The 16,501-nt window shown below is 68.8% G+C and carries 16 protein-coding genes and 1 pseudogene; 11 read left to right on the plus strand and 6 right to left on the minus strand.

Going from position 1 to position 16,501, the window contains the following annotated elements; translation table 11 throughout:
• Nucleotides 1-200: 200 nt before the first annotated feature.
• The gene (locus tag ACFSXZ_RS24800) at nucleotides 201-2,039 is read right to left on the minus strand and encodes a S53 family peptidase (protein WP_449224286.1); all 1,839 of its coding nucleotides are present in this window, start codon (nucleotides 2,037-2,039) and stop codon (nucleotides 201-203) included.
• 307 nt (nucleotides 2,040-2,346) lie between these two features.
• Here ACFSXZ_RS24800 and ACFSXZ_RS24805 point away from each other — a divergent pair, with 307 nt between their 5' ends.
• The 3 genes and pseudogenes from ACFSXZ_RS24805 to ACFSXZ_RS24815 all read left to right on the plus strand — a co-directional run bounded on the left by ACFSXZ_RS24805 (nucleotide 2,347) and on the right by ACFSXZ_RS24815 (nucleotide 5,288).
• Nucleotides 2,347-2,739, plus strand: coding sequence for a RidA family protein (locus tag ACFSXZ_RS24805; RefSeq protein ID WP_378267533.1), 393 nt, complete (start codon nucleotides 2,347-2,349; stop codon nucleotides 2,737-2,739).
• 59 nt (nucleotides 2,740-2,798) lie between these two features.
• A pseudogene (locus ACFSXZ_RS24810) lies at nucleotides 2,799-4,107 on the plus strand (TrpB-like pyridoxal phosphate-dependent enzyme).
• A gap of 116 nt (nucleotides 4,108-4,223) precedes the next feature.
• Nucleotides 4,224-5,288: a Glu/Leu/Phe/Val family dehydrogenase gene (locus ACFSXZ_RS24815; protein WP_378267534.1), complete on the plus strand. Its 1,065-nt coding sequence runs from the start codon at nucleotides 4,224-4,226 to the stop codon at nucleotides 5,286-5,288.
• 44 nt (nucleotides 5,289-5,332) lie between these two features.
• Here the strand turns inward: ACFSXZ_RS24815 and ACFSXZ_RS24820 are convergent, their stop codons facing one another.
• Nucleotides 5,333-5,518 carry a DUF5302 domain-containing protein gene (locus tag ACFSXZ_RS24820; RefSeq protein WP_378267535.1) on the minus strand — a complete coding sequence of 62 codons (186 nt, stop codon included), beginning with the start codon at nucleotides 5,516-5,518 and terminating at the stop codon, nucleotides 5,333-5,335.
• A gap of 109 nt (nucleotides 5,519-5,627) precedes the next feature.
• On the opposite strand from ACFSXZ_RS24820, the gene ACFSXZ_RS24825 reads away from it, so the two are divergent.
• A complete protein-coding gene (locus tag ACFSXZ_RS24825) occupies nucleotides 5,628-6,338 on the plus strand; it encodes a TetR/AcrR family transcriptional regulator (protein ID WP_378267536.1) in 711 nt (236 codons plus the stop codon).
• Nucleotides 6,339-6,407: 69 nt separating this feature from the next.
• On the opposite strand, the gene ACFSXZ_RS24830 is transcribed toward ACFSXZ_RS24825, so the two are convergent.
• Nucleotides 6,408-8,207, minus strand: coding sequence for a VanW family protein (locus ACFSXZ_RS24830; RefSeq protein WP_378267537.1), 1,800 nt, complete (start codon nucleotides 8,205-8,207; stop codon nucleotides 6,408-6,410).
• Nucleotides 8,208-8,445: 238 nt separating this feature from the next.
• Here ACFSXZ_RS24830 and ACFSXZ_RS24835 point away from each other — a divergent pair, with 238 nt between their 5' ends.
• Nucleotides 8,446-8,946, plus strand: coding sequence for a metallophosphoesterase family protein (locus tag ACFSXZ_RS24835; protein ID WP_378267538.1), 501 nt, complete (start codon nucleotides 8,446-8,448; stop codon nucleotides 8,944-8,946).
• Between the two features lie 8 nt (nucleotides 8,947-8,954).
• Here the strand turns inward: ACFSXZ_RS24835 and ACFSXZ_RS24840 are convergent, their stop codons facing one another.
• Nucleotides 8,955-10,127 (minus strand): saccharopine dehydrogenase family protein, encoded by a 1,173-nt coding sequence (locus tag ACFSXZ_RS24840; RefSeq protein ID WP_378267611.1) that lies wholly within the window; start codon nucleotides 10,125-10,127, stop codon nucleotides 8,955-8,957.
• Nucleotides 10,128-10,147: 20 nt separating this feature from the next.
• Between ACFSXZ_RS24840 and ACFSXZ_RS24845 the strand changes: the two genes are divergently transcribed.
• The 4 genes from ACFSXZ_RS24845 (at nucleotide 10,148) to ACFSXZ_RS24860 (ending at nucleotide 13,518) form a co-directional block, all read left to right on the plus strand.
• A complete protein-coding gene (locus ACFSXZ_RS24845) occupies nucleotides 10,148-10,630 on the plus strand; it encodes a GNAT family N-acetyltransferase (RefSeq protein WP_378267539.1) in 483 nt (160 codons plus the stop codon).
• A 71-nt stretch (nucleotides 10,631-10,701) separates the two neighbouring features.
• Nucleotides 10,702-11,991, plus strand: a complete 1,290-nt coding sequence (locus ACFSXZ_RS24850) for an enolase C-terminal domain-like protein (RefSeq protein WP_378267540.1) — start codon at nucleotides 10,702-10,704, stop codon at nucleotides 11,989-11,991.
• Nucleotides 11,992-12,235: 244 nt separating this feature from the next.
• Nucleotides 12,236-12,559 carry a WhiB family transcriptional regulator gene (locus tag ACFSXZ_RS24855; RefSeq protein WP_378267541.1) on the plus strand — a complete coding sequence of 108 codons (324 nt, stop codon included), beginning with the start codon at nucleotides 12,236-12,238 and terminating at the stop codon, nucleotides 12,557-12,559.
• Nucleotides 12,538-13,518, plus strand: coding sequence for a TIGR03557 family F420-dependent LLM class oxidoreductase (locus tag ACFSXZ_RS24860; RefSeq protein ID WP_378267542.1), 981 nt, complete (start codon nucleotides 12,538-12,540; stop codon nucleotides 13,516-13,518). Before ACFSXZ_RS24855 ends, ACFSXZ_RS24860 begins: the two co-directional genes overlap by 22 nt.
• On the opposite strand, the gene shbA is transcribed toward ACFSXZ_RS24860, so the two are convergent.
• The gene (shbA, locus tag ACFSXZ_RS24865; RefSeq protein ID WP_378267543.1) at nucleotides 13,509-14,192 is read right to left on the minus strand and encodes an RNA polymerase sigma factor ShbA; all 684 of its coding nucleotides are present in this window, start codon (nucleotides 14,190-14,192) and stop codon (nucleotides 13,509-13,511) included. The genes ACFSXZ_RS24860 and shbA overlap by 10 nt on opposite strands.
• Before the next feature lie 448 nt (nucleotides 14,193-14,640).
• On the opposite strand from shbA, the gene ACFSXZ_RS24870 reads away from it, so the two are divergent.
• Both ACFSXZ_RS24870 and ACFSXZ_RS24875 read left to right on the plus strand, forming a co-directional pair.
• Nucleotides 14,641-15,084, plus strand: coding sequence for a hypothetical protein (locus tag ACFSXZ_RS24870; RefSeq protein ID WP_378267544.1), 444 nt, complete (start codon nucleotides 14,641-14,643; stop codon nucleotides 15,082-15,084).
• Between the two features lie 254 nt (nucleotides 15,085-15,338).
• Nucleotides 15,339-15,653, plus strand: coding sequence for a HesB/IscA family protein (locus ACFSXZ_RS24875; RefSeq protein WP_378267545.1), 315 nt, complete (start codon nucleotides 15,339-15,341; stop codon nucleotides 15,651-15,653).
• 146 nt (nucleotides 15,654-15,799) lie between these two features.
• Here the strand turns inward: ACFSXZ_RS24875 and ACFSXZ_RS24880 are convergent, their stop codons facing one another.
• The gene (locus ACFSXZ_RS24880) at nucleotides 15,800-16,492 is read right to left on the minus strand and encodes an HAD family hydrolase (RefSeq protein WP_378267546.1); all 693 of its coding nucleotides are present in this window, start codon (nucleotides 16,490-16,492) and stop codon (nucleotides 15,800-15,802) included.
• Nucleotides 16,493-16,501: the final 9 nt, after the last annotated feature.

The following is a 16,501-nucleotide window of genomic DNA, read 5'->3' on the forward strand; positions in this document are numbered from 1 at the left end:
ATCGCCCGGAGGTGGCCTTCCCGGAAACTTCCGGCTACGGATGTGTGTCAAAGTCCGTGTTTCCGCCTGAGACGAGACGGACGCGCGCGGGGGCCGAAGGCTTCGGATTCGCGGAGGCGGGCCGCCGACCTGCGAAGGTGAGGTTTCGCAAGAGTCACGGCCCGTCTACGCGAATCCGATCGCGCGCCTTTGAGAAACGGCTACGGACGGAGCAGGAACGCGAGCCCGTTCGGGGAGCCCACGCCGGTCACGTTGTCGTATCCGGGTGTGGTGTGGATGGTCAGGTTCGGGTAGTCCAGCTTCCGCGCGGAAACGATCAGACCCTTCGACGCGTCCACCTGGTTGGCGTAGTCCACCCGCTCGACCGCACCCTCGACGTGGGTCACGTCATAGAGGGAGGCCGACCCGGCACTCGCGTAGAGCGACGGGTTGATGAACCCGTGGTGGTGATGGGCGAGGCTGTCGGCCACCGCCATGATCCCGGCGAACACCGGCGAAGCCAGGCTCGTGCCACCGATGCGGTACTGGTCGTAGTAGGCGCCGTCCGGGAAGGTCTGCGTCTGTCCGACCAGGAATCCGGTGTTGGGGTCCGCGACCGCCGAGACGTCCGGCACCACGCGGCCCTTCGTGTTGCCCTTCTGGTTCTGCTTCGCGAGCGCGTCGGGCACGACGTTCTTCTGGTAGTACGGCTCCTTGAAGATCACGCTCGTGCCGCCGCCGGCACCGGCCTGGAACGCCCCGGGCGGACCCGGGTTGTAGGCGCCGTTGGTGAGCACGCTCTTGCCGGTTTCCCAACCGGTCTCGAACATCCGCTTGCCGTCCGGCCCAACCGCGAGGCTGGTCCCACCGACCGCCGTCGACCAGGGGCCGCTCGCCGGGAAGTCCGCTGCCGGGTGGCCGAGGACGGCGGCGTTGTCCCCGCTGTCACCGGAGGAGAAGTAGACGCCGATGCCTTCCAGCGCCGCCTGGATGGTGATCTGGGAGAAGGACACGATCGACGAGGCCGGGACGTTCTCGCCGGAGTCTCCGTAGGAGTTGGAGATGATGTCGGCCTTGTGGCCGGCCACGATCCAGTTCAACGCCGTGTCCAGGGAGGCGTCCTGGCAGTCGGAACTACCGACGTACAGGATGTCGGCGGCCGGAGCGAGCGCGTGCACGGCTTCGACGTCGAGCGTCTGCTCGCCGTACCAGCCCGCCGCGTCGCACTGGTTCGGTGGCTCCAGCACGGGGTTGGCCGGGAAGACCTGCTCCGAGAACTGCGACTGGGTCAGCGGGTGCGCCGGGTCGTTGCGCCGCGCGTACTCACTGGCGTCCGAGTACAGCGTCGGCGAGGCGAAGGCGTCCACAATGGCCACGGTCGTGCCGGCACCGGCAGCGCCGACCCTGTCCACACCGTAGGCCGAGCGCAGCTGCGCCGGCTTGTACCCGCACGGGGCGTAAGGCAGGTGCTCCCCGCCGTAGGCCGGGTCCGTGGTGTCGATCTTCTGTCCGTAGTAGTCACTGCAGGGGCCGGCGTTGCGGAAGCCCGGTCCCGGCGGCACGTCGGACGGTGTGCCCTTGGTGTTGTTCGGCTTGAGCAACTGGGTCGCCTGGTCCACGCCGATCACGCCGAGCACGTTCTTGGCGAGCGCGGAGGGAAGGGAGAGTTCCTTGTCGGCCGCCCGCAGGACCCGGTTGTCCACACGGTATTTGGCCAACTGGACCCCGAAGGCCTTCGAGACCTGGCCGGCGGTGCCGGTCGCCTCGACATAGGCCTTGTTGGCCGGCAGGTCGCCGACGGTCAAACCACTGCCGGACAACCAGTTCCGCACCTGGCTCACGGTGCCGTCGTCGGCGGCGAACCGCTCGCGAACCTGGTCCGGGGTCAGGTACTTCTGGTAGTCGGCGCTGGCCGGGTCGCTGACCGCGCGGGCGGCGGCTTCCGCGCCCTGCTGGTCCCGCATGGCGAGATAGACGCGGAAAGTCAGCTTCGAGGCCGGGTCGGTGTCCGCCACCTTGGTCTGCGGGGTCGCCCACAGCGGGTGCGACAGCGGGATCACCGCGCGTCCTTGGGCGGCTGATGCCGGTGGCGCACTGACGGCCGCGGCTGCGAGCGCGGCCGAACAGAAAATCGTGAGAGCTCTACGCACTACGGGTTCCCCTCTGCAAAGATCGAAGGACTGGGCAGAGATTAGATGCGAAACCCGGTCAGGGGAAGGAAAACCCAGGATCACCCTACGAAATAACCCGACCGAGCCCCGGAACGGGGCCCTACCTTAGTAGGAAACCGGATATATCGACCTCCCTCCGCCGGAGTGCCGGGCGGGCCGCGCGAGCGCGGGACGCAGGCAAGAGAAGGAGCGATGAGTGATCATCCGCCGCCGTAACCCGCCGGGACTGCACACGCCTCCTGGTTACCACCATGTCACGATCGCGGAGGGACGGCGACTCGTCTTCCTCGCCGGCCAGTGCCCGCTGGCGCCGGACGGCTCGATCCCCGGGAAGCTCGCCGGACAGGTCGATCAGGTCGCCGCCAACACCGCGCTCGCGCTGGCCGACGCCGGGGCGGCCCCGGAGGATGTCGTGCGCACTGTCCTCTATGTCGCGAGCGGAGAGCGGGCCGAGCTTTCGGCGGTGTGGACACGGTTCACCGAGTCCGGGATCGGCGCCGCTTTCACCTCGGCCGCCACACTGCTCGGCGTGACCTGTCTCGGTTTCCCCGGCCAACTCGTCGAACTCGACGTCACCGCGGTCCTCTGACCTCCCGGAAACCGGCCACGTGGCACTACCGTGACGGGAACGGCCACTTAGGAGGGTGGATGCGCGCCAAATACGTCCTGGACGAAAAGGATCTGCCGACCCGCTGGTACAACGTGATTCCCGACCTGCCCGAGCCACCTCCGCCGCCGCTGCATCCGGCCACGGGCGAGCCGGTGGGCCCGGACGATCTCGCTCCCTTGTTCCCCGCGGCGCTGATCGCGCAGGAGGTGACGGCGGACCGATATGTCGATATCCCTGGCGAGGTCCTGGATGTCTACCGGCTCTGGCGGCCGTCACCGCTTTACCGCGCACGGCGCCTGGAGAAGGCGCTCGGCACGCCCGCGCGCAGTTACCAATCCGACCAAAAGTAGGCGGAGACGGACCGCGGCCAATCTGGCTGTATAGACCCGTTTCCGCCGTGGCTGTGGTCGGATTGGTAACGATCGGCACAGTACTACAAATACGAAGGCGTGAGCACGGTCGGCTCCCACAAGCCGAATACCGCGGTCCCGCAAGCGTTCTACAACGCCGCCGAGGGTGTCTCCCGGTTGACCACCGAGACCGGCGCGGGCCAGTGGGGCAGCGCGCTCGCCTTCGCCTGCGCGACCTTCGGGCTGGACTGCGAGGTGTGGCAGGTCCGGGCCTCCTACGACCAGAAGCCGTACCGGAAGATCATGATGGAGACCTTCGGGGCCAAGGTGCACCCGAGCCCGTCGGAGGTGACCGCGGCGGGCCGGGCGGTGCTGGCGGCCGACCCGGAGTCCACCGGCAGTCTTGGTATCGCGATCAGTGAAGCCGTGGAGATGGCGGCCGCGGACCCCACCGCCCGGTACGCGCTGGGCAGCGTGCTCAACCATGTGCTGCTGCACCAGACCGTCATCGGCGAAGAGGCGCTCAAGCAGTTCGAACTCGCGGACGACAGGCCGGACGTGGTGATCGGGTGCACCGGCGGCGGGTCCAACTTCGGTGGCCTGGTGTTCCCGTTCCTGCGGGAAAAGCTCGCCGGCCGGATGTCGCCGGTGATCCGCGCGGTGGAGCCCGCGGCCTGCCCGTCGCTCACCCGCGGCCGTTACGCCTACGACTTCGGGGACACCGCCGCTCGAACAGCGGGAGTGCTTCGCCGCGGGCGTGCGGTTCGCGCGTTCGGAGGGCATCATCCCGGCGCCGGAGCCGACCCACGCCGTCGCCGCGTGTGTCCGGGAAGCGTTGCGCTGCAAGGAAACCGGCGAGGAGAAGGTGATCCTGACCGCGCTGTGCGGGCACGCGCACCTGGATCTGCCCGCCTACCAGGCGTATCTGGCCGGGCAGATGGTGGACAACGAGTTGCCGGAGGAGGCGCCGGCGTCGTCGCTGTCGGGCCTGCCGTGAGACGGTATTGCCCGCGCTTCGGCCACCATGCCAGGGTTGACGTGGGAATGACCTTCCCACGTCAAACTCAAGAACGCAGGCGTCACAAGCGTCCCGACAACGAGGAGTCACCGACCGTGACCTTTGGTGTGTTCAGCCGGGAAACCGGCCACGAGCAGGTCGTGTTCTGCCAGGATCCGCCCACCGGCCTGAAGGCGATCATCGCGATCTACTCCACCGCGCTGGGCCCGGCGCTCGGCGGTACCCGGTTCTACCCCTACCGTGACGAAAGCGACGCGCTGGACGACGTTCTGGCGCTGTCCAAGGGCATGGCCTACAAGAACGCGCTTGCCGGACTGGATCTCGGCGGCGGCAAGGCCGTGATCATCGGTGACCCCGCCACCGTCAAGTCGGAAGCCTTGCTGCGGGCCTACGGGCGTTTCGTGGAGTCACTCGACGGCCGGTACATCACGGCCTGCGACGTCGGCACCTACGTCGCGGACATGGACGTCGTGGCACGGGAATGCCGGTTCGTCACCGGGCGCTCGCCCGACAACGGCGGGGCGGGAGACTCCTCCGTGCTCACCGCTTTCGGGGTGTTCCAGGCGATGCGGGCCTCCGCCGAACATCGCTGGGGTAGCCCCGATCTGGCCGGCCGCCGGGTGGGGGTCGCCGGGGTCGGCAAGGTCGGGCACGTCCTCACCGGGCATCTGGTGGAGGCAGGCGCGCGCGTGGTGATCTCCGACGTGTCCGGGGCCGCGACAGCGCGCACCAAGGCCGCTTACCCGGACGTCACGGTGTCGGACGATCTGATCGGCACACCGCTGGACATCTTCGCGCCGTGCGCGCTCGGCAACGCGCTCAACGACGAAACCGTTCCCGCGTTGCGGGCCGAGATCGTCTGCGGTGGGGCGAACAACCAGCTCGCCCACGCCGGTATCGACAAACTCCTGGACGAGCGCGGCATCCTCTACGCGCCGGATTATCTCGTGAACGCCGGCGGGGTCATCCAGGTCAGCGATGAACTGCACGGGTTCGACTTCGCCCGTGCGAAGCGCAAGGCGACCGCGATCTTCGACACCACGAAGGCCGTGTTCGCGCTGGCCGACGCCGAAGGGGTGCCGCCCGCGACGGCGGCGGACCGGCTCGCCGAGCGGCGGATGGCCGAGGTCGGGCGGTTGAGGTCCATCCTCACGCACTGAAAAACGCGCGGGAGTGCCGTCCGGCACTCCCGCGCGTTTTTCTCTCACCCGGACTTGCGACGGAAGGCGCGCTTGCCGGCGGCCGGGCCGTGGGCCCGGGTGTTGCCGGCGCCGCCGTTCTCGTGTGGCGCACCGGAACGGGCCTTGGCCTGCTTGCGCTCGAGGGCTTCCCGGAACTTGCGCTTGACATCGTCCTCCGCGTCATCGGCGGAAGGTGCGGTCTCGGACATGGGAGTCACTCTTTCACCGCGGCTCGCCCGTGGCCAGTGGTTTCCGTTGCGTGACGCACAACTGGCACTCTGCCAGTAAGACGGTCCAAGACGGACTAGTGTTACGCCCATGGTGAAACCTGCCGCGGTTCCCGGTCGGCCGCGTTCCCGCGACGCTGCGGGTCTCCCCGCCGTCACGCCGGAGAAGATCGTCGTCTCGGCACTGGAATTGACGGCCCGCCACGGCCTCGACAGCTGGACCCTCCGGCAGCTCGCCGCCGCCGTCGACGCCTACCCCGCGGTGGTCTACCACCATGTCGGCGATCGTGAAGCGGTGGTCGCCGCCGTGGTCGAGCGGGTGATCGCGCTGGTGCCGGTGCCCGATGCCGACCTGCCGTGGCGGGAATGGTTCCGGACCTTGCTGACCGACCTCAGGCGCGTGCTGACCGATTACCCCGGCGTCGCGCGCCGCCTCGCGCTCTACGGCGCCACCTCCGCGCCCGCGGCCACCATCGTCGATCACGGCGTGCGGACCCTGCAGGCCGCAGGCTTCGGCGACGAAGCTCCGAAGGCCTATCTGATGGTGATCAACGCGGCGTGCCTGATCCTGTCGATGGAGGACGAGCAGCACCGCAACGCCGAGATCAAGGAACGCACCGGCGAAGCCCTCGCGAAGTTCCGGGGCGAGACCGACCGGCCCGGCCTGGCGGCGATGGGGGCCGCCATGTTCGAGCTGATCACCGAACCCGGCCGCCGGGCCAACTTCTTCGCCGACTTCTACGACTACGCGGTCGAACGCTGCCTCGACGGTCTCGCCTGCCGCCTCGGCGCCCTGCGGTGAGCAAGGGGCTTTTGAAGCAAGGAGCGTTTACTCCGAATCATCCGTAGTAAACGCCCCTTGCTCCACAAGCTACGGACAGGCGATCTTGGGGGACGGGTCGTAGTGGACGGTTCGCGTCTCCCGCCGGATCTCCCGGCCGGTGCCGGGCTCCTTCAGCACGCGGGTGTCGGTGGTGGTGAAACCGGGGGCGCCCGCGGAGGCGTGACAGTTTTCCGGCGGACCCGGCCGTTCGGTGGCCTGGACCGGATCGGTGCGCGGTCCGGGCACCGATTCGACGTCGTAGCGCTTGGTGCCCCACATCCGCACGGTGATCGAGGACGGGGTCCAGATCGTCTGGATCACCACCCCGGTCGGCGCGTCGTTGGTGAACTTGAGGTCGATCACGCTGGAGCCGTCCGGGTTCTCGAACACCGTCGCTTCGCGCGCCGCCGGGTACCGGCTGATGTAGTAGCTGTGTTCCTTGTGCCCGGCGTCCTTCAATCCGGCGAAGTACGCGGCGTTGTAGAGCGTGGTGGCGAACTGGGAGATGCCACCGCCGATCGCCCGCGCCGGGGCGCCGTTTTCGATCACACCGGCGTCGACGTATCCCTGCGCCGCGCCGCGCGGACCGGTGTAGCCGTTGAGGCTGAACGTCTCGCCCGGCTTGACGACCGCCCCGTTGACCTTCTCCGCGACCTTCCGGATGTTGACGCCGGAGTCGGCCGCGAACCCGCCGGTGCTGAACTCGCCGATCACCTGCGTGATGCCCAGGCCCTTCGCCTGATCCGTGGTGAGTTTCGCGGGCGCGTTGTGGTACTTCGCGGTGAGTTCCCGTCGCTCGCCGCGCGTCAGCACGTCCGGCAGCGGTTGCAGCGTCGGGTCCCAGTCCACCGTCTTGCCGTCCACCGAGGGCGTGACCGACGGCTGCCCGCCGGAGAAGACGATCTCCGCGTCCTTGCCTTCCTGCTCGGTGGGCTTGAGCTGGCCCTTGGCCGCGTCGACGATCTTGCCGTTGTCCACCTTCATCACGAGCGCGCTGTCGGAGGGCTCGAAGCGCAGCGCGGCGGCGATCGCCTTGGGGTCGAGGTGGGCGTCCGCGCCGTCACCGCGGATCACCACCGGCGCGGACACGGCAGGCTTGGCGAACTTTTCGAGTGCGGCGTGCACCGCTTCGCTGGTGACCTTCACCGGCGCGGGGGTGACGGGGAGAACCACGGCCGTGCCGGCAGACCAGTTGTCCAGCACCGCCTTGGTGGCTCCGGTCAGATCGAGGAGCTGTCCGGGCTTCGGCTCGACCGCGACAGGACTCGCGCCGTCGAAGCGGATCGTGCCCTCCACCGGTTGACGGTCGACCCGGGCGCGCAGGTTGGCCAGCGCGTTGGACACCTGCGCCTGGTCCGCGTGCGTGATCAGAGCGCTTTCCCGGGTGGTGAAGAAGGAGGCGATGCGGGTGAACGGGTTCAGCGGCTGCGCTCCGGCTTGGTCCATTGTGGACTCCCAGTCCGGCCGGAGGCCGGCCCAGGTGGGGTCCAGCGTCGCGTCGACGTCACCGGCGCGGACCGGAACGGGCCGGGTGAGCCGGGGCTCGACCGCCGCGCGCAGCCGGTCCTCGGCGGCCGACCGCTTGAGGCCGCCGACGTCGACCCCGGCGACGGTGACGCCTCGCGGCACATCGCCCTGGCTGACCAGAAGGTCGACGCTGTAGAGGGCGACGAACACACCCAGCACCGAGCCGGCGATCCGCCGCCACGGCGGACCCGGTCTCGCGTCCGCCGCGCCCACCGCGGGCACGGTTTCGGTGACGGGCTCCACCGCGGGCATGGCCTCGGTGACGGGTTCGAGGATCTCGGTGACCGGCTCCAGGACCTCGGTACGCTCGGCGTCCGTCATCGCCGGTACGTGCGACGTATCCGCGGACGTCGCGTGCGGCTGGTCATTTCGCGTGGAAAACCAGCGGTTCGCTGACAGGCCATCGGCCACGGTTGTCTTCCCATCCAGGCATCAGGACATGTTTTGTGGGGGCACGGCCCCCACACCCCCCGCTGGGGGCAAGCCCCCAGACCCCCTCAGGATGAAGGTTACGGTCCAGACAGGGCCGCCGCGCCCGGGGGGTGGTAGACCGGAACGCATGCGGTTGCTCATCGTCGCCGACACGCACGTACCGAAGCGGGCCAGGGCGCTGCCCCGCACGATCTGGCGGGAAGCGGAAGCCGCCGACATCGTGGTTCACGCCGGTGACTGGGTCGAGGCGAGCCTGCTCGACGAGATGGAAAATCGTTGCCGCAGGCTGATCGCGGTGTACGGCAACAACGACGGGCCCGCGCTCCGGGAGCGGCTGCCCGAAGTGGCGCGCGCCGACCTGGACGGGTTGCGCCTCGCGGTGGTCCACGAGACGGGCGCGGCGAAGGGCCGTGAAACACGATGCGAGCGCTCCTTCCCGGACACCGACGTGCTCGTCTTCGGGCACAGCCACATTCCGTGGGACACCGTCGCCCCCAACGGGATGCGGTTGCTCAACCCGGGCTCGCCCACCGATCGCCGCAGGCAGCCGGAGTGCACCTACCTGACGGCGCGGGTGCGTCACGGCCGCCTGGAGGACGTGACGCTGCATCCGGTCACGCGGGACTGACCGCGCTCTCATGCCGGGGGTACCACACGGAACACGAGACCCGCGTCGACCAGTCGTGCCAGCAGGGCATCGCCCATCGCGGCGGCCGGGGTGAGCTGACCGCCGGTGTCCGGGAGTGAGTCGAAGGCAAGGCACAACGCGGACTCGGAGAGCATCTTGGCGGTCTCGTCGTAACCGGGGTCGCCGCCTGCCACCTCGGTCACCACCCGCTGCCCGCCACCTTCACCGATGAGCCGCACCTTGAACGACGACCGGGCACGGCGCTGCGCACTGGGGCCCTGACCGGGCTTGACGAGGCGTCCCAGCGCCCGGCGTGCCGGCGCGATCTGGGCCAGCACGCCCACCGCCGCGATCCCCGCCGCCATTCCCGCGACGGTGGAGAGGCGCCGGATCGAAACGTACTGACTGTAGGTGAAATCGGGTCCGTACTCCTCCAGCGCGGCGGCCGAGCGGACCACCACCTGCGGGTCGACGGTGCTCATCGGAACGAGCCACCGTCCTTCTTTCCGGTCCCGCATCGGCTTTCCGCGCCGGGCGCGCACGCGCCGTCCGGCCGGGCGCTCCTGGATCCGTGCGCGTTCCCGCGCCGTGCTGATCGTTTCCCGGACCCGGGACGCGGCGGTCAGCACCGACGCGAAAGTCCCGCCGGAGAACTGGGCGTTGATCCGGCCGCGTGCCTCGACGCGCAACGGGACGTCCTTCGGCAGTCGCTTGACCGTGTAGTACACGCCGAGGTCCCACGGGATCGAATCGAAGCCGCAGGCGAGCACCAGCCGTGCTCCGGTTTCCTTCGCGCGGGCGTGGTGGCGGAGATAGGTCGAGTCGTGGAACTCCGGTTCGCCGCACAGGTCCACGTAATCGGTGCCGTTGCGCGCGCACGCGGCGACGAGCGCCTCACCGTGGAGGACGTAGGGCCCGACCGTGGTGACGACGACCCGGCCCGCCGCGGCGATCTCGTCCAGCGATCCGCGATCGGTGGCGTCCGCGTGCAGAAGCGCCAATCCGGCACAGGCGGGGTTGATGGCGGCCAGCCGGTCGCGCACGGCCTCGAGTTTGGCGCGGTCGCGCCCGGCCAGCGCCCACCGGCACGATCCGGGCGCGTGTGCGGCGAGATATTCGGCGGTGAGTCCACCGGTGAAGCCGGTCGCTCCGAACAAAATCAGGTCGTACTCGCGCTCCATCAGCGCCACGATAACCCACCATGTGGACCATCGCTTCCCAGTCGCCCGACGATCCGGACGCCGCCACCACGATTCGTGACTACATCGGCGAGGTCTGGAGCCGCTACTACGGCCGCCCCGCCGCCCCCCACGATATCGACGCCGTCCTCGTCAAGGAGCCCGCCGATGATCTCGTCCCGCCAGGCGGGACGTTTCTGCTCGCCAGGAACGAGCGGGACGGCACGGTGGCCGGATGTGCCGGTGTGCGGTTGCTCGATCCGCGAACCGCCGAACTGACGAAGCTGTTCGTCTATCCGGCCGCGCGGAGGTGGGGTTGCGCCACGCGGCTGCTGCGGGCAGCCGAAGACGCCGCGCGCGCACTGGGTGCTCACATCGTCCGCCTGCACACACGCCGCGACCTCGTCGAGGCCAGACGTTTCTACGCGGCTCGCGGATACGCCGACGCCGAGCCGTACCTGACGGGTCCCCTGGTCGACTACTCGTTCGCCAAAACCCTCCGCTGATCGGTGCCGATGATCACGACGGCTGCTATACATCGAAGAGCGGCTGTCCGAGAAAAGCGCAGGGAGCGCCCGTGGCTCGCATCACCGGTCTCGAAGTCCACGATGTCCGTTTCCCGACTTCGGTCGATCTGGACGGCTCGGACGCGATGAACCCCGACCCGGACTATTCGGCCGCGTATGTGGTGCTTCGCGCGGACAGCGGTCCGGACGGCTATGGCTTCGCCTTCACCATAGGCCGTGGCAACGACATCCAGGCCGCCGCCATTCGCGCGCTCGAACCACTCCTCGCCGGCCGTCCGGTGCCCGAGGACGCGAGCGCGCTCGCCGAGTTCTCCGCCCATCTGATCGGTGACTCGCACCTGCGCTGGCTCGGCCCGGAGAAAGGGGTCGTGCACATGGCGATCGGGGCGGTGGTCAATGCCGCGTGGGACCTCGCCGCCCGGCGCGCCGACCGTCCATTGTGGAGGTTCCTGGCGGAGATGACCCCCGAGCAGATCGCGGGGCTGGTCGACTACCGCTATCTCTCCGACGCGCTCACCGAGCAGGAGGCACTCGACATCCTTCGCGCCGCGGAACCGGGCCGCGCCGAGCGCGCCGGACATCTCATGGCGCGCGGTTACCCGGCCTACACCACGACACCGGGCTGGCTCGGCTACTCCGACGCGAAACTGGTGCGGCTGGCGAAGCAGGCGGTGGCCGACGGCTTCGACATGATCAAGCTGAAGGTCGGCGCGAACCTGGACGACGACCTCCGCCGGATGCGGCTGGCCCGCGAGGCGGTCGGTGACGCGGTGCGGATCGCGGTCGACGCCAACCAGCGCTGGGACGTGGACGTGGCGATCGAGTGGATGAGAGCGCTCGCGCCCTACGATCCCTACTGGATCGAGGAACCGACCTCGCCCGACGACGTGCTCGGGCACGCGGCGATCGCCGGGGCGCTCGCGCCGATGAGGGTCGCCACCGGTGAGCACGTGCAGAACCGGGTGGTGTTCAAGCAACTGCTGGCCGCGCGCGCCATCTCGGTGCTGCAACTGGACGCCGCCCGGGTCGGCGGGGTCAACGAGAACGTGGCGATCCTGTTGCTGGCGGCCAAGTTCGGCGTGCCGGTGTGCCCGCACGCCGGCGGGGTCGGGCTGTGCGAGGTCGTCCGTCACCTCGCGATGGCCGACTACGTGGCGGTTTCCGGTGACGCCACCGGTCGCTGGCTGGAGTGGGTCGATCACCTGCACGAGCACTTCCCCGATCCGGCCGTGGTCCGCGGCGGCCGGTATCTCGCGCCGGTGGCACCGGGTTTCTCGGCCCGCCTGCACGACGAGACGGTGGCGCGGTTCCGTTTCCCGGACGGCCCGGAGTGGAGATGATCCTCCTTGCGCGCCAAGGCCTTCCGGCGGTGACGGTCAGTGGTGGTTCCGTGCTCGTGGGTACCGGCTCGCGGCCGTGACCAGCTTGTGATCTTGACCGTCGTGCTGCCGTTGACCTGCTGAAACGTCCAGCCGTGCGGCCCGTGGAAAAACTTCCCGACTGCGGTGCCCCCCGAACAGGTGTAGGGGGCGACCAACCGGGGTAGTTCCTCCCCGCAACCGAAGGTCGCGGAGGAGTGAGGACATGGCGGACACGTCACGGCTACCCACGCCGGTCGCCGAAACCTGGGAGTGGCAGCGGCGCGGCAATTGCCGGAATCTCGACAGTGCGGTTTTCTTCCACCCCGATGGGGAGAGGGGATTCGCCCGGGCGGACCGGGTGGCGAAGGCCAAGCAGATCTGTGTGACGTGTCCGGTGATCGTGGAGTGCCGGCACCACGCGCTCACCGCCGAGGAGCCCTTCGGGGTCTGGGGCGGCTTGGACGAGACGGAGCGCAGGGCGGCGATCACGCGGCGCAAGGAACTTCTGAACGAGGGGGAGAAGGAGTGCGTTTCGGCTACACGCTGATGACCGAACAGGCCGGCCCGAAGGACCTGGTCCGGTTCGCGTCGGCCGCCGAGCAGGCCGGTTTCGAATTCGAGGTGATGAGTGACCACTACTTTCCGTGGCTGGACGAGCAGGGGCACGCGCCATACGCCTGGAGCGTGCTCGGCGCCGTCAGCCAGGTCACGGAACGGGTCGAACTGCTCAGCTTCGTGACGTGTCCGCTGATGCGGTACCACCCCGCGGTGGTGGCTCAGAAGGCGGCGACGATGTCGCTGCTCTCCGGCGACCGGTTCATTCTCGGCCTCGGTGCCGGGGAGAACCTCAACGAGCACGTCGTCGGGCGTGGCTGGCCGTCGGCGAACGTCCGCCACGAGATGCTCGGTGAGGCGGTCGAGATCATCGGGGATCTCTTCGACGGGGGATATGTCAACTACACCGGCCGTCACTACCAGGTCGACTCGGCCAAGCTGTGGGACCTGCCGAGCCGCCGGACCCCGGTCGCGGTCGCGGTGTCGGGAAAGCAGTCGGTCGAACGGTTCGCGCCGGTCGCGGACGCGATGATCAGCACCGAGCCGGAGGCCGCGCTCTGCCGGGCGTGGGACGACGAGCGGGCGCAGGTCAGGGAGGACAGCACCCGCAAGTTCATCCAGCTTCCGGTCTGCTGGGATCCCGACCGCGAGGCGGCGGAACGCCGTGCGCACGAACAGTTCCGCTGGTTCGGCAGCGGCTGGAAGGTCAACGCCGAGCTGCCGGGAACGGCCGCCTTCGCCGGTGCCACCCAGTTCGTCCGGCAGTCCGACGTCGCCGCGTCGATCCCGTGCGGGCCGGACGCCGACGCGATCGTGCAGGCCGCACAGCCCTACGTCGACGCCGGGTACACCGATCTCGCGTTCATCCAGATCGGAGGAGAGCATCAGGACGGATTCCTGTCCTTCGCTTCCGACGAGCTGCTTCCCGCGCTGCGTAAGGCTTACGCGTAGTGGCCGTCGACCAGGTCGCCGTCGCGCGTGATCATCGCGCGCAGCTTCGCCAGCGCGCGATGCTGGGTGACCCGGACGTTGCCCGCGGAGATGCCCAGCGCTTCCGCCGTCTCGCCGGCGGAGAGACCGACCGAGATCCGCAGCGTCAGGATTTCCTGGTGCAGCGGCGGCAGGGTGGCGAGCAGCCTGGTCAGGCGCGACCCGAGGTCGACGTCGAGTGCGTGCTTCTCCGGCTCGTTGTGGGCCAGCGGCCGCTCGGGCAACTCGGCCATCGGGTCCGACCGGTCGCGCGAAACGAGCCGGTAGGCGTCGGCGACCTTGTTCGAGGCGATCGCGTGCACCAGGTAGAGGAACGAACCGCCCCGGTCCTGGTAGGTGGGCAGGGCGTGCAGGACGGCGAGGCAGACCTCCTGCGCGACGTCGTCCGCTGACAGATAGGAGAGGTCACGGCCGCCGAGCCGGGCGCGGCAGTACCGCACGGCGACGGGCGTGATCATGGCGATGAGCCGTTCGACCGCCGCGGGGTTGCCCGTGGCGGCGTCCCGTACGGCCGGGTCGAGCTCCTCCTTGGTCAGACGTTGCCCCGAGCGCGGAAAGGCGCTCGGGGTGAGAAACCCGGGCTCATCCCGCTCCTCGGCAGGCGCGCCCGTAACAGACGGGACTCTCGTTTTCATAAGTCGGCTCCCCAACGACACAAACGACCCTTCGACCGGCCGTCGTCGGGGTCCCTTGGTTACCGTCGGTATGCGGGTACTCCCTTTATCACCCTGCTAACCCGCCACCGACGCGACTGTCCGTAATCGTAAGGCGTGCCGCTACATCCGTCCAGTTTTCAACTAGATATAGCCCGTTTGCAGCAGTTTGACGCTCGTACGCGCTCCTGACCAGCTCGTTTCGAGCATGATCGCGCGCAAGGGAGCAAGAAGAACCAGGTTCTCGACGTGTTGTCAGCCATTTTCCCGCCCGGTGAATACCCACCATCGTATTAATACGAATGGTGGGACTTCGCCAATGTTACTCCGGGGCGCAAGGTCGGTTGCCCTTTTTCACTTTCCGTGACTCGATCGGCACACAGGGGGACCATCGGGTTTGTCTCGTCGAGGGCCGGGGTATCGCGACGCCATGAGTGAACCGCACGGACATCCTGATGCCGACGCCGTCGAGACCGATCCGGCGGCACTGAACAGCAGCGAGGACCTCGACGAGGACAGGTTGCGTGTCGACCCGCTCGAAGAAGGGGTCGAACCGCCGGAACGCTATGCGTTCTCCGACCGCTTCGGCACCACACCGAACGAAGTGGCCGAAGGGGAGAGCTTGGGCGACCGGCTGCGTCAGGAGCGGCCCGACGTCCATCCGGACGAAGTGCCCGACCGGCCCGTCGCGGCGACGCCCGCGGTCGAGTTGGACGCCTCGGTCGACGACGTTCCCGCGGAGGAGACCCGCGCCGAAGATCTCGACCGACTCGACGGAGCCGGCGAGCCGGATCCCGCCGTCGAGGAGAACCAGAACGCCGACAAGGCCGGCGGCTCGGTCGCCGAGACGATCCGGACTCCCCCGGGCGGGTGACCTTGCTCACGGTGTTGTCCGCGAGTTCGCGCGCCCCCGCGATCGTGTCGACAGGTCGCTCCAGGGCAGTTCACGGTACGTCCGGCGCATGGGCGCCCTGCCGCCCCGATAGCGGAAAAAACGGGCGCGCGCTGTGGGCACTTTGACTGCCGCGGATTGATAGGGCGGTGGTCACGGGGGGTCGCTCTGCGGCCCGAGCCCGTTCCCCCTACGGTCGGTGGTACGAGCGCACGTAACCGAAGGGAAGAAGAACCATGCTCGCTATGACGGACGCCGCGGCCACCGCGATCAGTGCGCTGACCGCCCAGGAGGGCAAGCAGGAGACTGGTGGGCTGCGCTTCGCGGTCCAGGCTCAGCAGGACTCCGGGGCTCAGCTCGCGCTTTCGGTCGCCGAACAGCCGGAGGCCGGTGACCAGGTGCTGGGGACCGAAGGTGGGGCGCGGGTGTTCCTCGAACCCGAGGCCGCGCAGTTCCTCGACGACAAGGTCCTCGACGTCCAGCAGGACGAAGCCGGGCAGCTCAACTTCGCCGTGATGCCGCAACCCGGCCCCGGCGCGCCTACCTCCTGATCTTTCCGCGCCCGGCTCGTGCCCGGCCTTCGCGACCTTGATTCCGGGTGCGAGCCGGAGCGCGGAATCCTTCTTTCCCTTCCGTGAAACGGCCCATGACCCGCGATCCGCGCGTGTCGCGTCGGACCGCTTGAGCGTCCTCTCGGTCAGAAGTGGTCGAGCAGTTCCGGGAAACGGGAAAGATGGAGCACCCGGTCGTCGCCCGGGTCGAGTTCGGCGTTGTCGAGCGACCACGTGACCTCGTTGGGGATGAACACGGCGTTCATCCCCGCCTCGCGGGCGGGCAGGATGTCGGACTTCGGCGAGTTGCCGATCATCCAGGTGTGCGCGGCCTTCCACCCGTGTTCCTCAACCAGTCGCAGGTAGACGCCCGCGTGCTTCTCCCGCACGATGTGCACGCTCTGGAAGTGGGCCGCGAGCCCGGACGCGTCGATCTTGCGCTGTTGTTCCGCGGTGTCGCCCTTGGTGAGCATCAGCAGTTCGTGCCGTCCCCGGAGTTCGTCGAGGGTCTCGGCCACGCCGGGGATCAACTCGACGCGGTGGTTGATCAGCGCGTCGGCCAGTCCGAGAATTTCCCGCCGTTCCCGTTCGGTCGCCGGCCGCTCGCGAAGGCGCTCCACGCAGTCGTGCAGGCTGCGCAGGAAGATCCGGGTGCCGTAGCCGTGCGCGGCCGAGTTCGCGCGTTCGATGTCGTCGAGCACGGCGCGCAGTTGCGCGCGGTCCAGTGTCGGGTGGGCGAGCCAGTCGAGGTAGTCGTCTATGACCTGCTCGAAGATGACGTTGTTCTCCCAGAGTGTGTCGTCTGCGTCGAAGATCAGTACCTGCCCGCGTTGAGTCACGCGCAGAAT

The organism is Amycolatopsis pigmentata, assembly GCF_042684065.1.
Lineage (GTDB): Bacteria > Actinomycetota > Actinomycetes > Mycobacteriales > Pseudonocardiaceae > Amycolatopsis_E > Amycolatopsis_E pigmentata.